This is a genomic window from Pararobbsia alpina (assembly GCF_902859895.1).
GTDB classification, from domain to species: Bacteria; Pseudomonadota; Gammaproteobacteria; order Burkholderiales; family Burkholderiaceae; genus Pararobbsia; species Pararobbsia alpina.
In genome coordinates, this window is record NZ_CADIKM010000003.1 from 254,033 (window position 1) to 277,332 (window position 23,300).

19 protein-coding genes are annotated in these 23,300 nt (G+C 62.2%); 10 read left to right on the plus strand and 9 right to left on the minus strand.

Going from position 1 to position 23,300, the window contains the following annotated elements:
• The first annotated feature begins 298 nt into the window (after positions 1-298).
• The 4 genes from HV670_RS05190 (at position 299) to HV670_RS05205 (ending at position 4,017) form a co-directional block, all read left to right on the plus strand.
• The gene (locus HV670_RS05190) at positions 299-1,225 is read left to right on the plus strand and encodes a metal ABC transporter solute-binding protein, Zn/Mn family (protein ID WP_175103562.1); all 927 of its coding nucleotides are present in this window, start codon (positions 299-301) and stop codon (positions 1,223-1,225) included.
• On the plus strand, positions 1,222-2,082 hold the full coding sequence (locus tag HV670_RS05195; RefSeq protein ID WP_175103563.1) for a metal ABC transporter ATP-binding protein: 861 nt from the start codon (positions 1,222-1,224) through the stop codon (positions 2,080-2,082). The genes HV670_RS05190 and HV670_RS05195 overlap by 4 nt, the downstream gene beginning before the upstream one ends.
• A gap of 39 nt (positions 2,083-2,121) precedes the next feature.
• Positions 2,122-2,910 carry a metal ABC transporter permease gene (locus tag HV670_RS05200; protein WP_175103564.1) on the plus strand — a complete coding sequence of 263 codons (789 nt, stop codon included), beginning with the start codon at positions 2,122-2,124 and terminating at the stop codon, positions 2,908-2,910.
• 186 nt (positions 2,911-3,096) lie between these two features.
• The gene (locus tag HV670_RS05205; protein ID WP_175103565.1) at positions 3,097-4,017 is read left to right on the plus strand and encodes a carbohydrate kinase family protein; all 921 of its coding nucleotides are present in this window, start codon (positions 3,097-3,099) and stop codon (positions 4,015-4,017) included.
• Between the two features lie 181 nt (positions 4,018-4,198).
• On the opposite strand, the gene HV670_RS05210 is transcribed toward HV670_RS05205, so the two are convergent.
• From HV670_RS05210 to HV670_RS05220, 3 genes are all read right to left on the minus strand, one after another.
• Positions 4,199-5,371: an AGE family epimerase/isomerase gene (locus tag HV670_RS05210; RefSeq protein WP_175103566.1), complete on the minus strand. Its 1,173-nt coding sequence runs from the start codon at positions 5,369-5,371 to the stop codon at positions 4,199-4,201.
• 288 nt (positions 5,372-5,659) lie between these two features.
• Complete coding sequence (locus HV670_RS05215) at positions 5,660-6,745, minus strand: BMP family ABC transporter substrate-binding protein (protein WP_175103567.1); 1,086 nt, start codon at positions 6,743-6,745, stop codon at positions 5,660-5,662.
• A gap of 181 nt (positions 6,746-6,926) precedes the next feature.
• Positions 6,927-7,769: an EAL domain-containing protein gene (locus HV670_RS05220; RefSeq protein WP_175103568.1), complete on the minus strand. Its 843-nt coding sequence runs from the start codon at positions 7,767-7,769 to the stop codon at positions 6,927-6,929.
• A gap of 675 nt (positions 7,770-8,444) precedes the next feature.
• Between HV670_RS05220 and HV670_RS05225 the strand changes: the two genes are divergently transcribed.
• A complete protein-coding gene (locus HV670_RS05225; RefSeq protein ID WP_175103569.1) occupies positions 8,445-9,062 on the plus strand; it encodes a response regulator transcription factor in 618 nt (205 codons plus the stop codon).
• A gap of 80 nt (positions 9,063-9,142) precedes the next feature.
• Here the strand turns inward: HV670_RS05225 and HV670_RS05230 are convergent, their stop codons facing one another.
• Entirely contained in the window at positions 9,143-9,406 is a 264-nt protein-coding gene (locus HV670_RS05230) for a hypothetical protein (RefSeq protein ID WP_175103570.1), read from the minus strand.
• A gap of 67 nt (positions 9,407-9,473) precedes the next feature.
• Positions 9,474-9,995: a Spy/CpxP family protein refolding chaperone gene (locus HV670_RS05235; RefSeq protein ID WP_175103571.1), complete on the minus strand. Its 522-nt coding sequence runs from the start codon at positions 9,993-9,995 to the stop codon at positions 9,474-9,476.
• Positions 9,996-10,374: 379 nt separating this feature from the next.
• Between HV670_RS05235 and HV670_RS05240 the strand changes: the two genes are divergently transcribed.
• The gene (locus HV670_RS05240) at positions 10,375-12,864 is read left to right on the plus strand and encodes a glycogen/starch/alpha-glucan phosphorylase (RefSeq protein WP_175103572.1); all 2,490 of its coding nucleotides are present in this window, start codon (positions 10,375-10,377) and stop codon (positions 12,862-12,864) included.
• Positions 12,865-12,877: 13 nt separating this feature from the next.
• On the opposite strand, the gene HV670_RS05245 is transcribed toward HV670_RS05240, so the two are convergent.
• Positions 12,878-13,255 carry a hypothetical protein gene (locus HV670_RS05245; protein ID WP_175103573.1) on the minus strand — a complete coding sequence of 126 codons (378 nt, stop codon included), beginning with the start codon at positions 13,253-13,255 and terminating at the stop codon, positions 12,878-12,880.
• Between the two features lie 360 nt (positions 13,256-13,615).
• Between HV670_RS05245 and HV670_RS05250 the strand changes: the two genes are divergently transcribed.
• Positions 13,616-14,770, plus strand: a complete 1,155-nt coding sequence (locus HV670_RS05250) for a S1/P1 nuclease (RefSeq protein WP_175103574.1) — start codon at positions 13,616-13,618, stop codon at positions 14,768-14,770.
• Between the two features lie 300 nt (positions 14,771-15,070).
• Positions 15,071-15,961, plus strand: coding sequence for a metal-dependent hydrolase (locus HV670_RS05255; protein ID WP_175103575.1), 891 nt, complete (start codon positions 15,071-15,073; stop codon positions 15,959-15,961).
• Between the two features lie 44 nt (positions 15,962-16,005).
• Here HV670_RS05255 and HV670_RS05260 read toward each other — a convergent pair whose 3' ends face one another.
• Positions 16,006-17,607, minus strand: coding sequence for a peptide chain release factor 3 (locus tag HV670_RS05260; protein WP_175103576.1), 1,602 nt, complete (start codon positions 17,605-17,607; stop codon positions 16,006-16,008).
• A gap of 262 nt (positions 17,608-17,869) precedes the next feature.
• Between HV670_RS05260 and HV670_RS05265 the strand changes: the two genes are divergently transcribed.
• Positions 17,870-18,709 carry a class I SAM-dependent methyltransferase gene (locus tag HV670_RS05265; RefSeq protein ID WP_175103577.1) on the plus strand — a complete coding sequence of 280 codons (840 nt, stop codon included), beginning with the start codon at positions 17,870-17,872 and terminating at the stop codon, positions 18,707-18,709.
• 142 nt (positions 18,710-18,851) lie between these two features.
• Here the strand turns inward: HV670_RS05265 and HV670_RS05270 are convergent, their stop codons facing one another.
• Entirely contained in the window at positions 18,852-19,349 is a 498-nt protein-coding gene (locus HV670_RS05270; protein ID WP_175103578.1) for a M48 metallopeptidase family protein, read from the minus strand.
• Between the two features lie 306 nt (positions 19,350-19,655).
• On the opposite strand from HV670_RS05270, the gene HV670_RS05275 reads away from it, so the two are divergent.
• Entirely contained in the window at positions 19,656-20,858 is a 1,203-nt protein-coding gene (locus HV670_RS05275; RefSeq protein WP_175103579.1) for a porin, read from the plus strand.
• Between the two features lie 362 nt (positions 20,859-21,220).
• Here the strand turns inward: HV670_RS05275 and HV670_RS05280 are convergent, their stop codons facing one another.
• The gene (locus tag HV670_RS05280) at positions 21,221-22,720 is read right to left on the minus strand and encodes an ATP-binding protein (protein ID WP_175103580.1); all 1,500 of its coding nucleotides are present in this window, start codon (positions 22,718-22,720) and stop codon (positions 21,221-21,223) included.
• Between the last annotated feature and the right edge of the window lie 580 nt (positions 22,721-23,300).

Consider the following 23,300-nt stretch of genomic DNA (forward strand, 5'->3'; position numbering starts at 1 on the left):
TGTCCAACTTTACGGGGTCAGTTCAGCGGAGCGTGGGGTTTTTTTGTGCGTCGAGGGAGGGGGGCGTGTCACCACGTCAAGGCCAAAAAAAGGTGGCCGTGGTCATCAAGGCGCGAGGCGCCATGGCGGAGGGCACAGGGCACAGGGCACACGGGACAGGGGACAGGGGACAGGGGACAGGGGACAGGGGACAGGGCGTCGGACTGGCACGATTTGACTGTTATGTTATACCATCTGCCCTGACCCTGGCGCGCACGGACGGACCGCTGCGTTGCCTGTCTGCCCCTGGAGCCCATCGATGAATGCCGTGCTGCGCCGCTTGACCCATTTGACCCGTCTGGCCTTTGCCGCCACGACACTGAGCGCCGCCCTTGCGACTGGCGTTGCCACTTCGGCGCACGCCGCGACGAGGATTCCCGTGGTCGCCGCGGAGAGCTTCTATGGCGATGTGGTCAAGCAGATCGGTGGCGACCATGTCGCGGTCAAGAGCATCATGAGCAATCCCGATCAAGATCCGCACCTCTTCGAAACGAGCCCCTCGACGGCTCGCCAATTGTCAGCCGCGCGCGTGGTCGTCTATAACGGCGCCGCCTACGACCCATGGATGGACAAGCTGCTGAGCGCCTCGCCGCGACCCGACCGCGTGGCGATCGAAGCGGCCGCGCTCGTCGGCAAGAAACCGGGCGACAATCCCCACCTCTGGTACCTGCCCGCGACCATGCCCGCCACCGCGAAGGCCGTTGCCGACGCGCTCAAGCAGGCCGATCCGTCGAGCCAGGCCGATGTCGATCGCGGGCTTGCCGCATTCCTTGCATCGCTTGACCCGATCAATGCGAAAATCGCGGCGATGCGCGCGAAGTACCAGGGCCTGCCGGTCACGGCGACCGAGCCCGTGTTCGGCTATATGGCCGATGCGCTCGGCCTCGACATGCGCAATATGCATTTCCAGGTCTCGGTGATGAACGACACCGAGCCTTCCGCAACGGACCTTGCCGCTTTCCAGCAAGATCTCCGCGAGCGGCGTGTGAAGGTGTTGTTCTACAACTCGCAGGTGTCGGACGAGATGACGAGCAAAATGCTCGCAATCGCGAAATCGGCGGGCGTCGCGGTGGTCAGCGTGACGGAAACGGAGCCTAACGGCATGAACTATCAGAGCTGGATGCTGCATCAACTCAATGCGCTCGATGCGGCGCTGTCGCCCAAGCCGGGCGCGAACGCCAAGTGACGGCGGTCATCGAACTCGATCGCGTGACGCTCGAACTCGGTGCTCGCGCGGTGCTCGAGGACGTGAGTCTGTCGATCGGTGCAGGTGAGTTCATCGGGGTGCTCGGCGCCAACGGCTCGGGCAAGACCAGTCTCATGCGCGCACTGCTCGGTCTGCTCGAGCCCGTGAGCGGTTCGATCCGTGTGCTCGGCAAGCCCGCCTCGCGCGGCAATCCGGCCATCGGCTACATGCCGCAAATCCGTGCAACCCTGGCTGAGCGGCGTCTGCGCGGACGCGACTTTGTCGCGTGCGCCTTCGAAGGACATCGCTGGGGCACCTCGCTCGGCGGCGCGAGCGCGCGGCGCGCGGTCGACGAGGCGCTCGCACGGGTCGATGCGCTTGCGCTTGCCGAGCGTCCACTCGTCTCGATGTCGGGGGGCGAGCGTCAGCGCCTGCTGCTGGCGCAATGCCTGCTCGGCGAGCCGGGGCTCCTGCTGCTCGACGAGCCGTTGATCAGCCTCGATCCGCATCATATGCAGGCCACGGTCGATCTCGTTCACAAGCTGCAGCGCGAGTCCGGCATCACGGTGTTGTTCAGCGCGCACGAACTGAATCCTCTGCTGCACACGCTGGATCGCGTGCTCTATCTCGGCCGCGGCCACGCCGCGCTCGGCACGGTCGACGAGGTGATCAACGGGCCGGTGCTCTCGCGGCTCTATGGTTCGAAGATCGACGTCATGCGGCTCGGCGGCCGGATCTTCGTGATGTCGGGCGCGGCCGATCTCGAGCATGACGAGCACCGTCACGAAGACGGCGCACACGAACACCGGCACGATGGGGTTCATCATCCTGCCCATCACCACGCTCACCACAATTGACCCGTATCATCTCGTCTACTCCTTCAGATCCGACTCCGCATGTTTGACTACGATTTCATGATCAATGCCTTCGCGGCGGCCGGTGTCGTCGCGATCGTAGCCGGGATCGTGGGCTTTTTCCTCGTGATGCGCGGCCAGACCTTCGCGGGCCATGCGCTTTCGCATGTCGGATTCACAGGGGCAACGGGTGCCGCGCTGATCGGCATCTCGCCGCTCTGGGGGCTGATCGGTTTCACGATGCTCGCCGGCATCGGCATGGGTGCGCTCGGCGAACGGCTCGCGGGCCGCGATCTCGCGATCGGGATGATCCTTTCGCTGTCGCTCGGTTTCGGGCTGCTGTTCCTGCACTTCTTTACGGCGTATGCGACTCAGGTCACGGCGCTGCTGTTCGGCAACGTTCTCGGCGTGAGCCACGAAACGCTGAAGGTGCTGCTCGCGCTCGGCATCGTTTGCCTCGCGGCCCTCGCGGCGATCGGGCGGCCCTTGCTGTTCGCGACGCTGCAGCCAGAGCTTGCCGAAGCGAAAGGCGTGTCGCTGCGCTGGGTCTCGATCCTGTTCCTGACGATCGTGTCGGTCGCGGTTGCCGAATGCGCGCAGATCGTCGGCGTGCTGCTCGTCTTCACGCTGATGGTCGGCCCCGCCGCGACCGCGCAGAATGTGACGACACGGCTCGCGTGGGGTATCGCGCTCGCCGCGGCCATCGCACTGGCCGAGGCCTGGCTCGGCATCGCTCTCGCCTATTACACCGACTGGCCGACGAGCTTCTGGATTACCTTGTTGTCGGCGCTGGCCTATGTGGCGAGCCTGCCGATGCGCTCGCGCAACTGAGGCAAGGGCGCGGCGAAATGGTTGGGGGTGGGAGGCTGGACACGACAGCGAAGCTGAGGGCAAGCTGAAGCAGCGTGCCGTGCCGAAAAGCGCGAGGCGCTCGAGGCAGGCGCCCGTGACGAAGCAGTGGGGCGGCTTGGTATTATCCTGCCTGAGCCCTTCACAACAGATACAAGACGAGACACCATGACCACCGTACCTTCCTTGCCCCGCCTGCTGGTCTTCGGCGAAGCGCTGACCGACTTCGTTCGCACCGGCGAGAACACCTGGCAAAGCGCGGCGGGTGGCTCAGGCTGGAACGTCGCACGCGTTGCGGCGACACTCGGCTTGCCGACGGGCTGGGGCGGCGCAGTCAGCCACGATCTGTTCGGCACCGAGATCGTCGAGAAATCGAAGAGGGCGAATCTCGACATGCGTTTCCTGCAGGTCGTCGAAAAGCCGCCCTTCATGGCGATCGTCCACAACGCCAATCCGCCTGAATACTTTTTCCTCGGTACCGATACGGCCGACCTCGCCTTCGACGAACGCAAGCTTCCCGAGGGTTGGCTCGATGTATGCGAGATCGCGCATTTCGGCTGTATCAGCCTGGTGCGCCAGCCGCTTGCCGCGCGCCTCGTGACGATCGCCGAGATGCTCAAGACGCATGGCGCGAAAATCAGTTTCGATCCGAACTATCGCAACTTGATGGGGCCGGATTTCCCTGCGTTCTTCGAGCGGATGGCGACCTTGTCGGACATCGTCAAGCTGTCGGACGAGGACATGAGGAAGATCTATCCGAAGGTGAGCGCAGCCGATTCGCTTGCGCATATCCGCCGGCTCGCCCCAAAGGCCCTGATCATCTACACGCGCGGCAGCGAGGGGCTGACGCTGTACACACCGGACGGTGTGTTCGAACAGCCCGCGTACCGCGTGACGGTGGCCGATACGGTCGGAGCGGGTGACTCGTGCATCGGCGGTTTTATCACGAGCCTGCTGACGGCCCCTGAAGGCGGGTGGCAGCGCCATCTGCAATTCGCGGCGGCGACGGCGGCCGTGGTCTGTGCGCACACGGGCGCCTATGCGCCGACGCAACTCGAAGTCGAGACGCTGATCGGCGCGACGGCCTGAGTGCATCGGGGGTTCGAACGGCTTGAGCCGCCTGATGGCACATGGGCTGAGCACATGAGCACATGAGCACATGAGCACATGAGCACATGAGCACATGAGCACATGAGCGGGCCGATGCCGCCGGCCCCATCTTCGTGACGGCCCTAACCCGATGAGGCGAGCGGCCTAGCCGCCCGAGCGACTACCGGATGACTTTGAGCACTTCGTAGCAGGCGCCCATCGTGTGGTAGTCGACCTTGCCGGCGGGGCTCTTTTCGTCACTGTACTTGCGGTTCTCGGGCGTCAGGATCCGATACCACGCGCCATACTTGTGATCGACGAAGTGGTTCCACGAGTAGTCCCACAGCTTGTCGTACCACTGCCAGTATGGCGCGTCACCGGTGCGGTCCGCGAGCAGTGCGGCGGTTGCGAGCGATTCGGCCTGGACCCAGAAGTATTTGTCTTCGTCATAGAACTTGCCTTCCGTGTCGAAGCCGTAAACCAGCCCCCCATGGCGGGGGTCCCACGACAGTTCGACCGCCCGGTCGAACAGCTCGCGTGCACGCGGCAGATGCCAGTCGGCCGGCGCATGGCGATCGAGAATCAGCAGCAGCTTCGCCCATTCGGTCTGATGACCGGGCTGGAAACCCCAGGGGCGAAAGATATTGCTGCGGTCGCCCTTGTTGTATTCCCAGTCGATCGACCAGTCCTTCCGGTAGTGTTCCCAGACGAGGCCGCCGGATAGCGCGGCCTGACGGTTGACCATATTGTCGGCCAGCAGCTTCGCGCGTTCGAGATAGCGCGCTTCGCGGGTCGCCTCGTAGGCCGCAAGCATGGCTTCGCACGCGTGCATATTGGCATTCTGGCCGCGGTAGTCGGAGACTTTCCAGTCAGCCGTGGCTTCATCCGCATAGAGACCATATTGCGGGTCCCAGAAGCGTTGCTCCATCAGGTCCCAGGTTTCGTCGAGATAGCCGCGCGCTTCGTCGAAGCCGGCTTCGATCGCCTTCGCATAGGCGAGCACGACGAACGCAAGACCGTAGCAGTGGTTGGTCGCATCGTCGACCTTGCCGTCCTTGAGCTGCCACGCATAGCCGCCGGTCTGCGCATTGCGATGGACGTTGCGCAGGTAATCGATGCCATGGCGCACGCCGCCGCGATATTCGTCACGGCCGAATTGTTGCCAGGCCATCGAATAGTTGAAGACGAAGCGCGTGCTCGAGACAAGGTGACGCGTCGAACGATCATAGACGCTGCCGTCGTCGCGATAGAAATGATAGAAACCGCCGGCCGGATCGAGACAGGCCGGGTGGTAGAACGCCATCGTATGGGCGATGTGATCGAGCAGGAATTCGCGGGTACGGAAGTTGGGCATCGTCAGGAGGCGTCTCGATATTAGTATGGGTTCGCCCGGCGCGGGTTGCCATGCACAGGCTAACGAGCGTCGCTCGATGCACTGACATGGACAGGCTCAGCTGGGTCGGGGCGCGTCAAATTCTAAACCATCGGTGCGAAGCAGAAAAATGAGAACGCTCCAAGGTGCAAGCGTGCCCCATAAAGGTGAAAAAAAGCCGCTACCGGAGTTGCGGTAGCGGCTTTCTTGACTATCAGCGCCTGCCCCCTGCGCGAGGGGAGGCTACTTGACCGATCGGCTAGCCGAGGCTTACTTCGGCAGCGAGCCGTCGACGCCTTGAACGAACCAGTTCAGGCGTTGCAGTTCCGGATCGGTGAGGGTCGTGCCCTGCGCGATCTTCACAGCACCCGACTGATCCTTGATCGGGCCGGCGAACGGATCGAACTTGCCCGTTGCGATTTCGATGCGCTTGGCGGCGAGCGCCTTTTGCGCTTCAGGCGAGACGGCCTCGGTGTTGACGTCTTCGAAGTCGAGCGCCTTCTCCTTGAGGCCCCACCAGATCGGCGTGTTCTTCCACTTGCCGGTGAGCACCTGGTCGATCGCCCAGTTGTAGTAGACCCCCCATTCGCTGACGCAGGCGCCCAGTTGAGCATGCGGCCCGAACTTCCTCATGTTTGAATCCCAGCCGATCGCATGGACCTTTTTCTCTTCGGCGGTCTGCATCGTCGCGGTCGAGTCGGTGTTCTGGATCAGTACGTCGGCACCCTGGCCGATCAGCGTTTCAGCGGCCTGCTTTTCCTTGCCCGGATCGAACCAGCTGTTGATCCAGACGATCTTGGTCGTCACCTTGGGATTGACCGAGCGCGCGCCGAGCGTGAACGCATTGATGTTGCGCACGACTTCGGGCACCGGCACCGAGGCCACGAAGCCCAGCGTGTTGGTCTTGGTCGTATAACCCGCTACGACGCCCGCGAGATACGCGATCTGATAGGTTCGCACGTCGTAGGTGCCGAAGTTCGGCGCCTTCTTGTAGCCCGTGGCGTGCAGGAAGACCTGGTCGGGGAAGTCCTGCGCGACCTTGAGTTCAAAGTCCTGGAAGCCGAAGCTCGAGCCGATGATGATCTTGTTGCCCTTGGTCGCGAGGTCGCGGAACACGCGCTCGGCGTCGGCCGACTCGGGCACGTTCTCCACGCGCGTGACTTTGATCTTGTCACCGAATTTCTTCTCGACCTGCTGCACGCCCTGCTCGTGCGCATAGGTCCAACCCGCGTCGCCGGGGTTGCCCAGATAAACGAAGGCAACACCCACTGGTGCCGCGCTGGCGGCTGGCGTCACGGCGCCGAACGCGAGTGCGGCCGCAACGGCCCCGATCATTTTATAAAGCTTTTTTGTCATACCGATCTCCGGTCGTGTGAAGTCAATCAAGTGGCTGCGACGCGAAAGCCGCCTTACCGTAGTGCCATGCCGCAGTGAACTACGACTTGCAATGCCTTGTCGCAACCGACCGCGAAGGCAAAGCAAGCCCTGGACCATCCTGCCAAATTCCCGGTATATCGATTCCCGGATGGAAGCGTGTTTACAACCATTCGCTGAGGTCGTGCGGACCCGGGCTGTCGGCGGCCAGGGTACTCAGATACTCGCCTTCGACGTAGCGCACATCGTATTGACGCAGCACGCGGAACTGCGCCTCGTCGCGAATGCGCTTGAAGATCAGCGGTACCTTGAGCCGGTTTGCATAGCCGACGAGGGGCTTGACCATCGAGTCGCGGATGGCCGCGCTCGTGTCGATCTTAACGAAATCGAGGCGGCTGTCGGCAGCGGCGATGATCTGGCCCGCGTTGGAGAGGTTGCCGGCGACTTTGAAGCCATAGCTCTGATAACTCTTGGTCAGATAACCAAGAAAGGTCTTATGTGCGGATGCGGCTTCTGGAATCTCGATGACAATGCGGCCGGGATTCAGCCCGAACGAAAGAAGCACGAGCGAGAAATAGCGTCCATGGTCGTAACGCACGCTCTTAAGCAAGCGCTCGTGGACGTTGAGAAACAGCAGGCCGTTGCGATGCGTGCCGAAGAAGTTGATCGCATGGAGCGTGCGCGCCAGCCGGTCGAGCGAGACAATCTGCTGGTCGTCGCGCAGCGTGGCGAACAGGTCGGCCAGTGAGAGAATCTTGCCGGTCGCTTCATCGCGTACACGCAGCTTCGCTTCGAAGCCGACCTCATCGCCGAACTCGCCGACCCCTGACATCGCCGGCGCAGCCGAAGCGTAGGAGGCGAGGTCGTAGATCGCGAGATATTCGCTGCTCATGCCGACGCCATGCGCATGCGCTTCGACGCCGTCGCCGCTCGCCTGCAGGGCGCCCGCGAGTTGTGGATGCGAGGAAGCGAGTTCGAGCAACTCACTGACTGAATGGTTAATCATGAAATGGCACCGCGGGCGCGAGGGCACCGCCCCACGAAACGTTCATCGTAGCAGCGGCGGGAAAGCGGTCCGTGAATATTTCCGTCTATGCAAAACGCGTTCGCTTGAATAAGGAAGCGATCGGCCGAAGGCGCAACGTTATCTCCAATCGCGATGCAATAGAAAGCTATCCGCCTCGAAAATACAGATGAACAAGGGTAAACGAGCACACCGCGCCGGCGGCGGAATCGTACGTCCGCCTGCCTGCCACAGATGGGGCGCACACGTCCGGGACGCGCCACGGGGCCGCCGGCGGTCCACCTGCGGGCCGATTCTGCGGCAAAAACAAAAAATCGCTTGTCGCCGGGGCGCGGCCCGCGTCGGCTCCTGCCGGATCCTCTTGAGATTCTCACCCAGAAATCGTTGACGAAATGCTGATTACTCAAAATGAGTTCGACGTGTCAGGCATAGAGATAAGTCCGGTTAGTTATTCGGACAACGCTGAGATCATCGAGGCGTCTGGTGAATTTTGGATCGGGTCGAGCGGAGTAGAGAATCGTCTGCTGCTCTTCGTCGTAGGAAACCTGGACTGAGGCAGTCGCCTGTTTGACATCCGCCATGGGGAAGCGGACCGCGGCCGGCCCACGAGGCTTGGCGCTCGGGGCGAACCGAACCACGATAAAAAGGACGCGAAAGATGAAAAGAGTACTCATAGTCGATGACCATCCGATCATTCGCATGACACTCGCCAGCGAACTCGAGCGCAGCGGCGAGTTCGAGCTGGTCGGCCAGGCGCCCGATGGAGAGGAGGCGTTGCGGCTCGTCACGCATTGCCGGCCCGAACTGATGGTGCTCGACCTGGAATTGCCGAAGCTCGATGGTCTTTCAGTGCTTGAACGTCTGCGCTCACAAGGCAATCGCCTGCCGATTCTGGTTTTGTCGGCCAAGGACGAACGCGTGATGGGCACGCGTGTGCGGGCCGCGGGCGAGAACGGATTCGTGAGCAAGCTGCGCGACGTGCGGGAACTGCTCACCTCGATGCGCATTGTGCTGTCGGGCTATCAGTGCTTCTCGCAAAGCATCTACGAGTACCGCCTGACCGACAAGGACCTGCGCCTGCGTGACCTGTCGCAACGCGAGCTCGAAGTCCTGCGCTACGTATCGCGCGGTTTCAGCAACAAGGATATTGCCGATCGCCTGCTGATCAGCGACAAGACCGTCAGCACCTACAAGATGCGGCTCATGAAAAAGCTCGAAGCCGGATCGGTCTTCGAGCTGACTGAACTGTCACGCGCGCATCATCTGATCGACTAGCGGCCGGCAATCCGGCGGGCGGTTTTGGCCGCGCCGCCGTCGCAGGCGCCTGGAGGGCGAGGCTTCAGGCGCCTCGGCGTTCAACGATGATAGTTGTCGTACCTGCCGTGACCGTGGCCATGATACCCGTGGCGGGGCGGCGGGGGACGGTGCCAGTGATCGCCGCCGTAGTAGACGATTGGCGGTTGCGAATAGACCGGCTGGGGTGCATAGATCACCGGCGGCGGAGCGGCGACATAGCCCGGCACGCCAATTCCGATGCTCAGGTCGACGCGTGCCGATGCGGCAAAGCTGGCGCTGGCGGCAGCGATGCCGACCAGGCTCAGCAAGATCAGCTTTTTCATGGTGTTCTCCTATACGGGTGGCTGGACGCCATGGACGAGTGTCCCCGGCGGTCCTGGGATTGCCCTCTTAATTGCCCTTATAGGTGTCCGATGCCGGATCGGCCGGCGCTGCGTGCTTGCTCTTGCCCTTGCCCATCGAGTGCGGTTTGCCGGCACCGTTGCGGAAGGCGACGTCGGCGGCCTTCTTTTGTGTATCCGACAGGGCCGCGTAAAGCGGTTCGAATGCGCTTTCGAGATTCTTCACGCTGTCGGCGTGGGCCTGTGCAAGGTCTCCATAGGATTTGAGGTCGTCGACGGCAGTGAAGGAGTCGACCTTCGACATGCGTGCCTCATACAGGCCGCGCATCGTCTGGGCATTCGAGCGCATCGTGTCGGCAACCTTTCCCCACAGGGGTTCCTGCTGCGGCGTGATCTGGAGTTGCGTATGCAGGTCCTTGATTCGTTCCTCGAGACGCTTGTCGGCCTTCTGTGCCTTGGCGGACATGGCCGCGCTTGACGGCGCGGGTGCGCTCGCGGCGGCTTGTGCCCATGCGCCCGAAGCGAATGCCAGCGACGTGGCGGTAGCGAGGGTGGCGAGTACCAGTTTCATCGATTCTCCTTCTGTGGTGTGCTTCAATGTGTCGCCTGCGCACGGCCCAACCGCGGCCGACACGCAACACGCGAACGGAAAGACCGCGTCAATATGGCGTTCTTGCCAAGTGCGGACATTCTGCTCAGACCATTCGCGACGAACCGCCGGGGAGCCGAACGCGACGATGCTCCTTGTGCCGATTGACGCGCGAGCCGGGTCCGGCGTTGACCAGCGTTACAAGTGTTGCAGGATCGATTGACGCTTTGACGAAAAAATCCTTACGTGCCCAAGCAATTGCGGGTCCCGGTGTTTGAACGGTCGCGACTGCGACGGAATTCGAGTGTCGAGATAGGATAGATACTTCGTCCCCGATGTCCCTCTTCGCAGGAGCCCCTCGATGAGCCCTACCGAACTGTCGGCAGACCTCTTGCACGCCAGCGACCGCACGTCCCTTAGCAAGGACTCCTTCAAGCGCGCGTTTATCGACAACCTGTTCTATACGCAAGGCAAGTTCCTGCAGGTCGCCACCCACAAGGACTACTATCAGGCGCTTGCCTATACGGTGCGCGACCGGCTGCTCTACCGCTGGGTCAGCACCGCGACGGCCTATACCGGTCAGGTTTCCCGCACTGTCAGCTATTTGTCAGCTGAGTTCCTGATGGGTCCCTCGCTTGGCAACACGCTGATCAATCTCGGGATTCTCGATGAAGTCCGGCAGGCCGTGGGCGAGCTCGGCCTCGATCTCACCGATCTGCTCGACCAGGAGGCCGAACCGGGCCTCGGCAACGGCGGCCTTGGCCGGCTCGCGGCCTGCTTCATCGATTCGCTCGCGACACTCGAATTGCCCGCGCTCGGTTATGGCATCCGCTACGAGCACGGCATTTTTTACCAGACCATCGTCGATGGCTGGCAGGTCGAGAACACCGACAACTGGCTGCGGTACGGCAATCCGTGGGAGATCCGGCGGCCCGAATGGTCGGTCGAGGTCAAGATCGGCGGCTTCACCGAGACCTATACCGACACGGAGGATCGACATCGCGTACGTTGGGTGCCCGCGAAGACGGTGGTCGGCGTGCCCTTCGATTCGCCGATTCCCGGTTATCGCGTGAACACGGCCAATACCTTGCGTCTCTGGAGCGCCGAAGCAACGCAGTCGTTCGACTTCGAGGTGTTCAATCGAGGCGACTATCTCGGCGCGGTCAACAAGAAGGTGACCTCCGAGAACCTGACGAAGATCCTCTATCCGAACGACGAGACGCCGCAGGGCAAGGAGTTGCGCCTCGAGCAGCAATACTTCTTCGTCGCATGCTCATTGCACGACATGATCCGGATTCTCAAGGGGCAGGGCGGCTCGATCGAGCGCTTCCACGAGAAATTCGCGGTGCAGCTCAACGATACGCATCCGGCGATCGGTGTCGCCGAACTCATGCGCATCCTCGTCGACGACTACCTGCTGCCGTGGAACGACGCCTGGTCGATCACGACACAGACCTTCGGTTATACCAATCACACGCTGCTGCCTGAAGCGCTCGAACGCTGGCCGCTCGACTTGTTCAGACGCCTGCTGCCACGCCATCTCGAACTGATCTTCGAGATCAACGAGCGCTTTCTCCACGATGTGCGCGTCGCGTTCCTCGGCGACGAGGCCAGGGTGCGCGCGCTGTCGCTGATCGACGAAACGGGTGAGCGCTATGTGCGCATGGCGCATCTAGCGACAGTCGGAAGCCATGCGGTGAACGGCGTCGCGACCCTGCATTCCGACCTGCTCAAGAAGGATGTGCTCGCGGACTTCTACGCGCTGTCGCCGCAGAAATTCCACTCGATCACGAATGGTGTGACACCGCGGCGCTGGCTCGCGCTCGCGAATCCTCGCCTGTGCGAACTGTTTCGCGAGACGATCGGCGACGGCTGGGCGAAAGAGCTCGATCAGTTGCGCAGGCTCGAACGCCACGCCGACGACGCGGCGTTCGCCGAGCGCTGGCGCGCGATCAAGCTCGACAACAAGCGTCAGCTGGCCGATCTGATCGTGCAGCGTACGGGGATCGAGGTCGATCCGGAATCGATGTTCGACGTGCAGGTCAAGCGCATCCACGAATACAAGCGCCAGCATTTGGCCGTCCTGCAGATCATCGCGATGTATCACCGGCTCAAGTCCGATCCGAATGCCGAGGTTCTGCCGCGTACATTCATCTTCAGCGGCAAGGCGGCGCCCGGCTATGCCATCGCGAAGCTCATGATCAGGCTGATCACCGCGATTGGAGACGTGATCAACTACGATCCCGAGGTGCGCGGGCGGCTCAAGGTCGTCTTCATGCCGAACTTCAGCGTGACGACGGGCCAGCGCATCTATCCCGGCGCCGACCTGTCGGAGCAGATCTCACTCGCAGGTAAGGAAGCGTCAGGCACGGGCAATATGAAGTTCGCGATGAACGGCGCCTTGACGATCGGCACGATGGACGGGGCGAACATCGAAATCTGCGAGGAAGTCGGCAGCGACAACTTCTTCACGTTCGGGATGACGGCTGCGCAGGTCGAGGAGCGCCGGCGGGCGGGCTACGATCCGCGCGAGGTGATCGAGGCGAATCCGGAACTCCATGCGGTCGTCGAGCTGATCCGCAATGGCTTGTTCTCGCGCGGGGATACTGAACTGTTCAAGCCGATCATCGACGGCCTGCTGTGGCACGACACGTATATGCTGGCGGCGGACTATGCGTCGTATTCGGATTGCCAGCTCGAAGTCGATCGCGCGTATCGCGATACGGCGCGCTGGACGCGCATGTCGATTCTCAATGTCGCGCGTTCCGGCAAATTCTCATCAGACCGGTCGATCCAGGAATACGCGGACAAGATCTGGAAAGTGACGCCCGTTTCGGTTCCGCTTTTGTAAGGCGGTCAAAAGATCAGCGGGCGTACGTGACCAGCACGGTGCGCGCGGCATTCTGTGCGACGGGGTCGGAATCGAGCCAGTTGGCGATGGCTTCCGCGGCGGGCAGCGCACCGTCGGTCGAGACGCCGGCCGGTTCGGTCGCGAACGACATGCCCTTGACGCTATTGTCGAGCATGATCGCGCTGAAGATTCCGAGAAAGGCGACCACCAGCGTTGCGGTGACGCCGAGCATCAACCGGGACGGGAACGTTCCGCCGTGCGAGTCGGCAACGTGGGGTTGCGGCTCGGGCCGGCGCACGTGCGCCGACTGGCTGGCAGATTCGTTTCTGGACTTGGCACCGGTCGAAGGACCGGCTTCACGCGGAAGCGGGCAGTATGTGCAGGCACTCATGGCGACACCCTATTGCTATTGATTATGATCTGTGGACCGCATTGTCTCGCGCGGACGGGTTCGGATAAATGGGCAAATCCGGTAATCACTATTCAGAAATTCGCAACAGCGGCGGGCACGATTGATCTCGCGTCACGCGCCGATACCGCTCCGAAGCAAGCGGGCCGGACTTGTGCGCTTGTGCGCGAGGTAGGGGCCGCGCGATGAATACGGGTCGCCAAAGGGTCGCTTGGCCGGGTGCGCGCATCGCCGCAGACGGCGATTCCGGCTCTCGGCGGCCTGGAGCGTGCTCGAATTCGGCAAGCGCGAACGCGCGGCGGCGTTCATCGTGGGGCATTTCCTCTTTGCCCTGGATCCCCCGTGTTCGATCGAACCCGTCCGTCCTCCCGTCAGGTCGACGGGGCGCTGCCGTCGGTCCCGGCGCAGGCTGTCCCGTGCGCTTGCCGCGATCGGGGGCTGGAGCGGATCGGACGCCTGATCGCGTATGGCGCGGTGCTCCTCCTCGGGGTGTTGCCGGGCGCGGCCTTCGGCTGGGGCGCGACAGGCCATGCGGTCATTGCCCTGATCGCCGAACAGCACCTGCAACCCGCCGTGCGGCGGGAGGTTGAACGCCTGCTGGCGTCCGACACTTCGGGCCTTGCCGATCCCGACGATATCGCCGACCAGGCGAACTGGGCGGACCGGTACCGGGATTCGCGGGGCCGGGGCGCCCGCTATCAGCACACTCGCCGCTGGCATTTCGTCGATCTCGATCTGCACGCGCCTGATCTGACGGCCGCATGTTACGGTCGGCCCCCTTTGCGCGAAGGGCAGAATCCCGCTTCCGGACCGGCGCACGCATGCGTGGTCGACAAGATCCTGCAGTTCCGGCACGCCCTGGCCGACCCAGGCCTATCCCATCGCGCCCGGCTACGTGCGCTGCAGTTTCTTCTCCACTTGGTCGGCGACGTCCACCAGCCCCTGCATGCAAGCAACGACGGCGACGCGGGCGGCAACGACCGGCGCGTGTCCTTGCCCGGACTGCGCACGGGTTCGCTGCATCACTACTGGGACACGGTATTTGTCGAAGGGCTTGCGACGCGGCTGGCCGAAGGGGCCGCGCAAGCTCACCGTGAAGTTCACACTGAAGCCCGCCCCCAACGACCTGCCGCACGAGACGCGTTACGGCTTGTCGCCGAACGCGTCGAAAGGTCTGGCAGGGTGGGGCCGGATGCGCGGGGCGTCGACGCCCGCGCGATCGCCGAGCTGCTCTTGGCTCGGATTCGCGATGCCGACATCGTCGAATGGTCGATTCGCGATCCGCAGGCCTGGGCCTGGCCCTGGGAGGCGTACCGGGTCGCGAAGAAAGATGCGTACGGCCGGCTGCGCAAGCCTGGGCGAAGGCGCATCCACCGCCTCACGAACAACTATACCCACCACGCGGCCGAAGCCGTGGCGCTCCAACTGTCGCGCGCGGGCATCCGGCTCGCGGGCCTGCTCAACGAGGCGCTTGCAGGCAAGGCTGCGGGCACCTGAGTGCGGCCACCTGAGCGCGGCGCGGCCGGACCCGGGTGCCGTCGTTGCTGGAGACGGACGGCCGCGAATTTATCGAAACGGGGTACGAGGCCGTGAAGATGACGCAGATAGCCGTGCAGGGTTCTTCGATCATTCGGGGGAGCCGTCTCGAAGCCCGTGCCTTGACGGAACGAACCTGGCCCTCTACGCTCCTTGGGCGCCAGGAACTGTCGATGTCGACTGGCTGCGTGGGACCGACGCCGCGAGCCGGACGGCGCGGCCCGATAACAATGACTAATCAGCTATCGAGCGGGGAGTGCGATGCGTATCACACGTGCATTCAAGCGGCGCGACATTCGCTTCAGGATGGCGTCCGATCAGTTCGACCGATACTGGCTCGACGGGGATTGTCACCGCACCCGCTTCTACGATGCGCTGTCGATCATGTTCCCCGAGGGCGAGCGATTCTTTATCGAATCCGTGCGCTACTGGCGTGACAAGGCCGAGGGCAATCCGAAGCTCGAAGCCGAGATCGTGGCCTTTATCGGCCAGGAAGCGATGCACCGGCGCGAACACATCGAATACAACACACGCCTCGCCGCGCAAGGCATGCCGGTAGAAGCGCTCGAGAAATACATCACCTACCGGCATGACCGCGCACGTGCGAAGCTGAGCAAGGCGGGCTTGCTAGGCATGACCGTCGTGCTCGAACATTTCACCGCGATGCTTGCCGACCAACTGCTGCGCCATCCGGACAACCTCGCCGGGGCCGATCCGCAGATGGCGCGGATCTGGCGCTGGCATACGCTCGAGGAAGGCGAGCATCGCTCGGTCGCCTTCGACCTGTATTCGCTGGTGCGCGATAAGCCAGTGCAGCGGTATTTCTATCGGTGCCGCGCGATGCTGCTGATCACGCCAATCTTCATTTCGCAGGTGTGGGCGTTCACCTGGGCGCTCGTCAAGGCCGACGGTCGGCAGGGCGACTGGCGCGGGTGGCTGCATCTTCTCTATTGCCAGTTCATTTCGCCCGGCCCGCTCAGACGGTTGATTCCCCATTGGTTTGCATGGTTCAAGCCGGGTTTTCATCCGTCCCAACACGAGAACGAGGCGCTCATCGATCGTTATCGCGTCGAATACGACCGCCTGGCTGCCGAACAGGCCGAGGCGGATGGGGCGAACGCGAGCAAAGCGCCTGCCGCGACACCCGGCTGAAGATCGCACTCGAGTCAGGGGGCATCCCCCTGCCTCTCGTTTTTTTATCTGCTCTTGGAAAACGGCGCGCCCGAATGCTCGCGCAGTTCGTTGAAGGTGATGTCCGGCCACGCTTCCTTGGCCGCCATGATTTCCGCGACATGGCCGGCGAGGAAGGTCGGGGCCTCCGACGCGTCGGTCGCGAGGCGGTCGCTGTAGAAGTCGACAAACTTCTTCAGGCGCAGTGGATCCTCGGCGGTGATCCAGCGCGAGAGCCGGAAGCGCGCGGGCCCCATACGCACGTCGACCTTGTACTCGTTCGAGAGCCGGTGTGCGACCACTTCGAACTGCAGTGCGCCGACCGCGCCGAGCACCGTCATGCCCCCCATCATCGGCTTGAAGACCTGAATCGCGCCTTCATCGCCCAGCTGCTTGAGTGCTTCACCGAGCTGCTTGGCGCGCATCGGGTCCTTCGCCTCGACCGTCTGGAAAATTTCGGGTGCGAAGAAGGGCAGCCCGAGAAACTGCAGCGGCTCGCCCTCGGACAGGCTGTCGCCGAGACTCAGGGTGCCGTGGTTGGGGATGCCGATGATGTCGCCGGGGTAGGCGTCCGAAACCGTCTCGCGGCGCTGCGACAGGAAGGTCACCACGTTGTTCGCGCGGAAAGTCTTGCCCGAGCGCGTCACGCGCAGTGCCATGCCGCGCTCGAAGTGCCCTGAGCAGACCCGGATGAACGCGACGCGGTCGCGGTGCGCAAGGTCCATATTGGCCTGCACCTTGAACACCATGCCGGAGAACTTGGCCTCGTCGGGCGACACCGCACGCTGCGCGGTCATGCGGCTCGACGGCGGCGGCGCGAGGTCGATCAGCGAGTCGAGGATCTCCTTGACGCCGAAATTGTTGATGGCCGACCCGAACAGCACAGGCGACTGGCTGCCTTCGAGGAACGCCGCGCGATCGAACTTCGGCGTCGCGCCGGTGATCAGGTCGACTTCCTCCTTCGCCTTGCGCCAGGCATCGCCGAAGCGCTTGATGCCATCCTCGTCGGTCAGGCCCTGGAGCGTCTGGACGGCGCCGCCGAGCGTGCTGTCGCCCGGGCGGAACACCCGGACCTGGTCGGCCGCGATGTCGTAGACGCCCTGGAAGTCCTTGCCCATCCCGATCGGCCAGGTGAACGGAATGGCCGCGACGCCCAGATGCTGTTCGATTTCGTCGATCAGGTCGAGCGGCTCGCGCACTTCGCGGTCGAGCTTGTTGATGAAAGTGACGATCGGCGTGCGGCGGCTGCGGCAGACTTCGAGCAGCTTGAGCGTCTGCTCCTCGACGCCGTTCGCGCCGTCGATCACCATGACCGCCGCGTCGACCGCTGTGAGCACGCGATAGGTATCCTCGGAGAAGTCCTGATGCCCCGGGGTATCGAGCAGGTTGATCACCGCGTCGCGATACTCGAACTGCATGACCGAGCTCGCGACCGAGATGCCGCGCTGCTTTTCGATCTCCATCCAGTCGGAGGTCGCATAGCGGTTGCTCTTGCGGCCCTTGACGGTACCCGCGATATGAATCGCGCCCGAAAACAGCAGGAGCTTTTCGGTCAGGGTGGTTTTCCCCGCGTCAGGGTGCGAAATCACCGCGAAGGTGCGCCGCCGTTGAACTTCTGAGAGTGACATCTAAGCCGTCGATAACGTTGAGCATGGGGCGTGCCGCGGGGCGCCCGGGCGGGCCCGGAACGGCGCGCGCCGGCTGCGAAACGGCAGTCGAGCGCGCATTTTACCTGTAAGCGGTGCGGGGCTCCGGCACCCGGCCCGGGAACTTGCTATCATCGGCGCCCGGCCCCCCGCGTTCCGGCAAGTTTCGTTGCCGCGGACCGCTGCCGGACTGAATCAAACGGCGCGCCGGCCGTCGCCAGGCCGCCGGCACCGAGGCCCTATCATGTCGACGCCCCCCGAGATCAAGCCAGGCCAGTCGGTCGAGCTGCTGAAGGAACTCCATATCCTGACGCGCGACGGGAAAATGAACCAGGACAGCCGTCGCAAGCTCAAGCAGGTCTATCACCTCTACCAGTTCATCGAGCCGTTGCTGGCGGAAATCCGCGCCGATCATCCGGACCTCACGCTGGTCGATCACGGCGCGGGCAAGTCGTATCTGGGTTTCATCCTCTACGATCTGTTCTTCAAGGGGCTCGATTTCAAGCCAGGCGAGCCGGCGCCGCACATCTACGGCATCGAGACGCGCGACGAACTCGTGCGCAAGTCGCAGGAGCTCGCCGAACGGCTCGATTTTCAGGGCATGTCGTTCCTGAACCTGTCGGTCGCCGAGGCGACCGAATCGGCGCAACTGCCGCAGACGGTCGATGTCGTGACCGCCCTGCACGCGTGCAATACGGCCACCGACGATGCGATCCATTTCGCGCTGAAGAAAAAAGCGAAGTTCATCGTGCTGGTGCCGTGCTGCCAGGCGGAGGTCGCTTCCGTGCTGCGCAAGAACAAAGGGCAGGCGCTCGGCAAGAGCGCGCTTACCGAATTGTGGCGACATCCGCTGCACACACGCGAGTTCGGCAGCCAGATCACCAATGTGCTGCGCTGCCTGCAACTCGAAGCCCACGGCTACCAGGTCAGCGTGACCGAGCTCGTCGGCTGGGAGCATTCGATGAAGAACGAACTGATCATCGCGACGTTCAAGGACTTGCCGCGCAAGCGCCCGGCCGATCGCATGCATGAGATCCTGCAGACACTCGCGCTCGAAGAGATGCAGGAGCGCTTCTTCGTCTAGCGCTCGCCGCGTGCTTGCGGTTCCGGTTGAATCCGGATCCGGCAAGGAGGCGCGCAGGCCGTCGCTGGCGCCGGCGCATCCCTGGCAAATCCCTGGCAAATCCCTGGCAAATCCCTGGCGCAGCCGGTATCCCGAAGTGCAACTAGCCTCGGCTCAGATCGAGGTGCGTGAGGTAAAGCCGCAAGTCGAATTCGAATTGCGCGTACCCTGGCTGCATATATTCGCAGAGCCGGTAGAACGCTTTGTTGTGCTCGCGCTCCTTGAGATGGGCGAGCTCGTGGATCACGATCATTTCGAGGAATTCGGGCGGTGCGTCCTTGAACAACGAGGCGATCCGGATCTCCTTCTTGGCCGTCAGCTTGCCGCCTTGCACACGCGAGATTGCGCGATGCTGGCCGAGCGCGTGATGCAGCACATCGAGCTTGCTGTCATACAGCACCTTGTCGATCGCCGGCGCGACGCGCAGGAAACTCTGCCGGATGCCGTTCGCATAGGCATAGAGCGCCTTGTCTGTCTGGATCGCGTGGCGTTCCGGATAGCGCTTTGCAAGGTGCACGCCGAGACGGTCCGCGCGGATCAGTTCGCGCACCTGCTCCTGCAGGACGGCGGGGTAGGCACCCAGATATTTCAGGTCGGACATGTCGAACGGGGAGTGCTGTTTTGGGGCGGAAAAGACCGTGTGGATTAGGCGCGGATAACGCGAACCTGACGGGAATGTAAGCAAAATTCTCCGACAGTCGGCCGAACTATGTCGTTTTCGTGACTTCTTTCAAGTTTTTTGAGAGGAAAAAAACGGTCGTTGTGCGGATGCTACGAGGCGGAGGTGCAGATGTGAAATATAAATAATTTGTCATGATTGGGTTGGTAATCTGCGGCCAGCTATCGCGAAAGGGGTGCTTCGCGCATTCGCGAGCGGCTGTAACCATACATTGAGATTACTGAACAAATGAAAAAATCGCTCATCACGCTTGCTGTCCTTGGTACTGCCGCCACGGCTGCGCAAGCTCAAAGCAGCGTTACGCTGTACGGCCTGATCGATGCAGGCGTGACTTACGTGAACAGCACGAAGACGGCGACCGGCGGTCATTCGCTCGTCGCCATGCAAGACGGCGCAACGGCCGGTCTGTCGGGCAGCCGTTGGGGCGTGCGCGGCCAGGAAGACCTTGGCGGTGGCTCGAGCGCGATCTTCGTGCTCGAAAGCGGTTTCAGCTACAACACCGGTGCGTCGGGCCAGGGTGGCGCGCTGTTCGGTCGCCAAGCGTTCGTCGGTCTTTCGAACACCACATACGGTGTGGTCACGCTCGGTCGCCAATATGACACGGGTGTCGACCTGCTCCAGCCGCTGGCTGCCTACGGCACGTGGGGTAACCTGACCTCGCATGCCGGCGACATCGATAACATCGGCAACCTGAACCGCATCAACAACGCGGTCAAGTACACGAGCGCGACCTACTCCGGCTTCAAGGTCACGGGCATGTACAGCCTCGGCGGTGTCGCGGGTGACGTGACACGCAACAGCCTGTACTCGCTCGGCGCGAGCTACGCGATGGGCCCGGTCAAGCTGGCCGCCGACTACCTGTACGCGAAGGATCCGAACTCGGGCTTCTTCGCGATGAATCCGGGCCAAGTGTCGACCGTCAACAACTTCGGCAGTACGCACACGGCCTACTCGGGCTTCTCGACGGCAGGCGGCGAACAGATCATCGCCGCGGGCGGCAACTACGTGTTCGGTCCGGCCACCCTCGGCCTGATCTACTCGAACGTCCGCTTCAACAACCTCGGCGGCAACCCGAACGGAACCACGAACACGTTCCAGAATGGCGCCGACGCCTCGTTCAACGATGTTGAAGCGAACGTGAAGTACCAGTTCACTCCCGCGCTTATCGGGGGCTTCTCGTACAACTACACGAAGGGCAACTCGATCACGACCGTCAGCGGCATCGAAACGGGTGCAACGTACAACCAGTTCAACCTGGGCGTCGACTACCTGCTGTCCAAGCGCACCGACGTGTACCTGCTGGGTATCTATCAACACGCAAGCGGCGTCGATTCGACGGGCCAACGCGCTGTTGCTGCGATCACCGGCGAAACGCAATCGACCACGCCGAATCAGCTCGCTCTGACGACGGGTCTGCGTACGCGCTTCTAAGAAGCGGGATGGCTGGACCGCGCGGGTTGCGCTCCGCGATCCGGTGGCTGGCGATTAGGGTCGATCGCCGGCTGCACGGTTCGAGATGTAAAGGAAGCGAAAGATAGCCTCGGCTCCCAGCCCTTCACTTCTCAACGTGTTGAGGGGAAACCAAGCGGGGCAAGGCTGATTGAAGGGCGCAGACCAAAATCTGTGCCCTTTTTTATACCTTGCGGCGTAAAAGAGAAGTACAGGATTTCGCGGGCGGCGACAACCGTGCGCCAGCCCAAGGGGTATGGGCGAGACTTTCCTGTTTCTGGCGCTGGTCAGGCGCCAATCGTACCGTTTTCAATCTGTTGTGCAGATGTGGTTCGGGGACGCGCTCAGAAGAGCTGCGCGTACGCGTTCAAATCAAGACAGCGGTATCCGGCCTTCTCGAGACCGGGTGTCTCTTTCTTGGAAAATGTCGGCGAAAATAGCACCTTTTCGACTTCCCAGCCGGTGAGCTTACGCCCCTCCACGGTCGACATGAATCCCGCTATGTGATTCTCGAAGGCGGCCAGCGCCCCGTTGTCGTGCGCGCTCGCGCTTCGTTTGCAGGAGCCAAAACGCACACGTTTATCCTCGCTGTTCAATGCCACGACGTCAATCTCGACAAGTCGTTCGATTGAACGAGCGCGGTTCCAGAAGCCCACCTCTATAGAAGTGATGGGAAAGTCGCCCTTGCCCTTTCTTGAACACTCGACGTGCAGTTGCCGGATGAGCTTCTCAAACGCAAAACCCTCGAGCGTTTCGCTACGAGGTTTTGCCTTTTCCAGCACCCGCTCGCGAAGCTGCATTCGCGCCGCGTCCCGCGCGGGCCGGACAACCGCAATCCACGCCTGCAAGAAGTTATCCGTCACGTAGTATCGGGCGTTGCGGCTGCGACTGTCCGAGAACACAGGATGGCGTCGGTCAATCATCCCGTAGTTGTCGACCAGCTTCTTGAGCTGTGCGCCCAATGAACGGCCGGTGTCGGTCGGCCAGTGCACGCTCGCTACGAGTTCGTTGTGGCCGGTGCCCGGGTGGTCCGCCACGAAGTGCAGGATGGAGAGCAATTGTCCTTTCATCTCGCGCAGGAACGAGGTGTCCGCTTCTTCCGAGAGCGGGCTGCCTTCGTTCAGGAACAGGCGGACAAGAAGTTCGTTGCGCAGCGTGTCGGAGAAAGCATCGAAAAGCCCTTGTCCGTGGGCATCTCTGTAGAACTTCGGTACGCCCTCAAAGTAAGTCCACAAGAGGAGCCACTCGTACGGGTCTTCCAGGCCATGGTCGTTGTACACGGCAAGCAGGTCTTCGAAATCCCAGTGGTCGAGACGAAAGGAGTGGGTCAGTCTGCCGTACAGCGGAGCCGCCTTATCGTCGAGCAGCGCGCTCATCTCGGATTGCAATGAGCCCAGCACGAAGAGGCCGCCGCTCTTCGATTCACGCAGGACGTCTACCTCGGCCTGCAGGAACGAGTTGAACGCGGCAAGCTGTGGAGAAGTGAAGTACTGGAATTCGTCCAGAACGACGATGATGCCGGCGCGATTCATCGTGGCGATTGCGCGCGCCATTGACGCGAAGTCGTGCACGTCATTTGCCAGCGCCTGGACGGTATTCGAGAGACTGTCCTGCAGCGCGCGCCGGAACTGGCTGGCGACATCTATCTGGTCGGAGTCTGGAATCTGGACGTAGACGAGGCGCTCGACAAGCGCTTCCTCGTCCCGCGCCAGTTCGCGCAGCAGCGTCGTCTTGCCAATGCGTCGGCGGCCCTGAATCCGGCAGAAGAACCACCGAGGCTGCTCCAGCAGCCCGCGCAGTTGGTCCAACGTGCTGCGCCGTCCGTAAAAACGCCAATCCGCCATACCACCCTCGCTAAATTAGCATACTAAATTGTACGCTAATCGTTTTTCATTTCAAGTTGTTGAACTTAAACGGTAAACCAGAATCGGCTCGTGTCCGCCAAGCGGTATCGGCCGCATGGCGCGATTGTGCGGTCTCATTGAGTTCGAGGCTGACACCTTAAAATAGCATACTTTTTAGTACGCTATTGTTCATTTACGTATATATTATTGATTTAGCTAGGAAAAATTCGCAATCCTGCGTGGCGCAGCTCCCTTCGCAAGCAGGACAAAGCCCGCCAATGATGGTTGGCACCGAGGAGGTTTGGTCTCGGACGTGCAGTCGAAGGAAGGCGTGGCAGCAGTCGTTTGCGATGAGCGGGTGTGCAGGCTTTGATGACGGCACTTGCTTCTGATAGGTGCTCGCCCCTTGTCGTCGCGCACGAAGAATCTGTCGGCGATTTCGGCGGCGGGGCGGGAGATTCTGGCTTGGCGCCAGCAGAAAATTCTTCGGACAAGATAATGCCCCGGAAGCCTACTCGCGGGGCATCGTAGGAAATCACAGCCGCTTCATCAACACGTTAATTGAAGGGCTGGGCCTCGG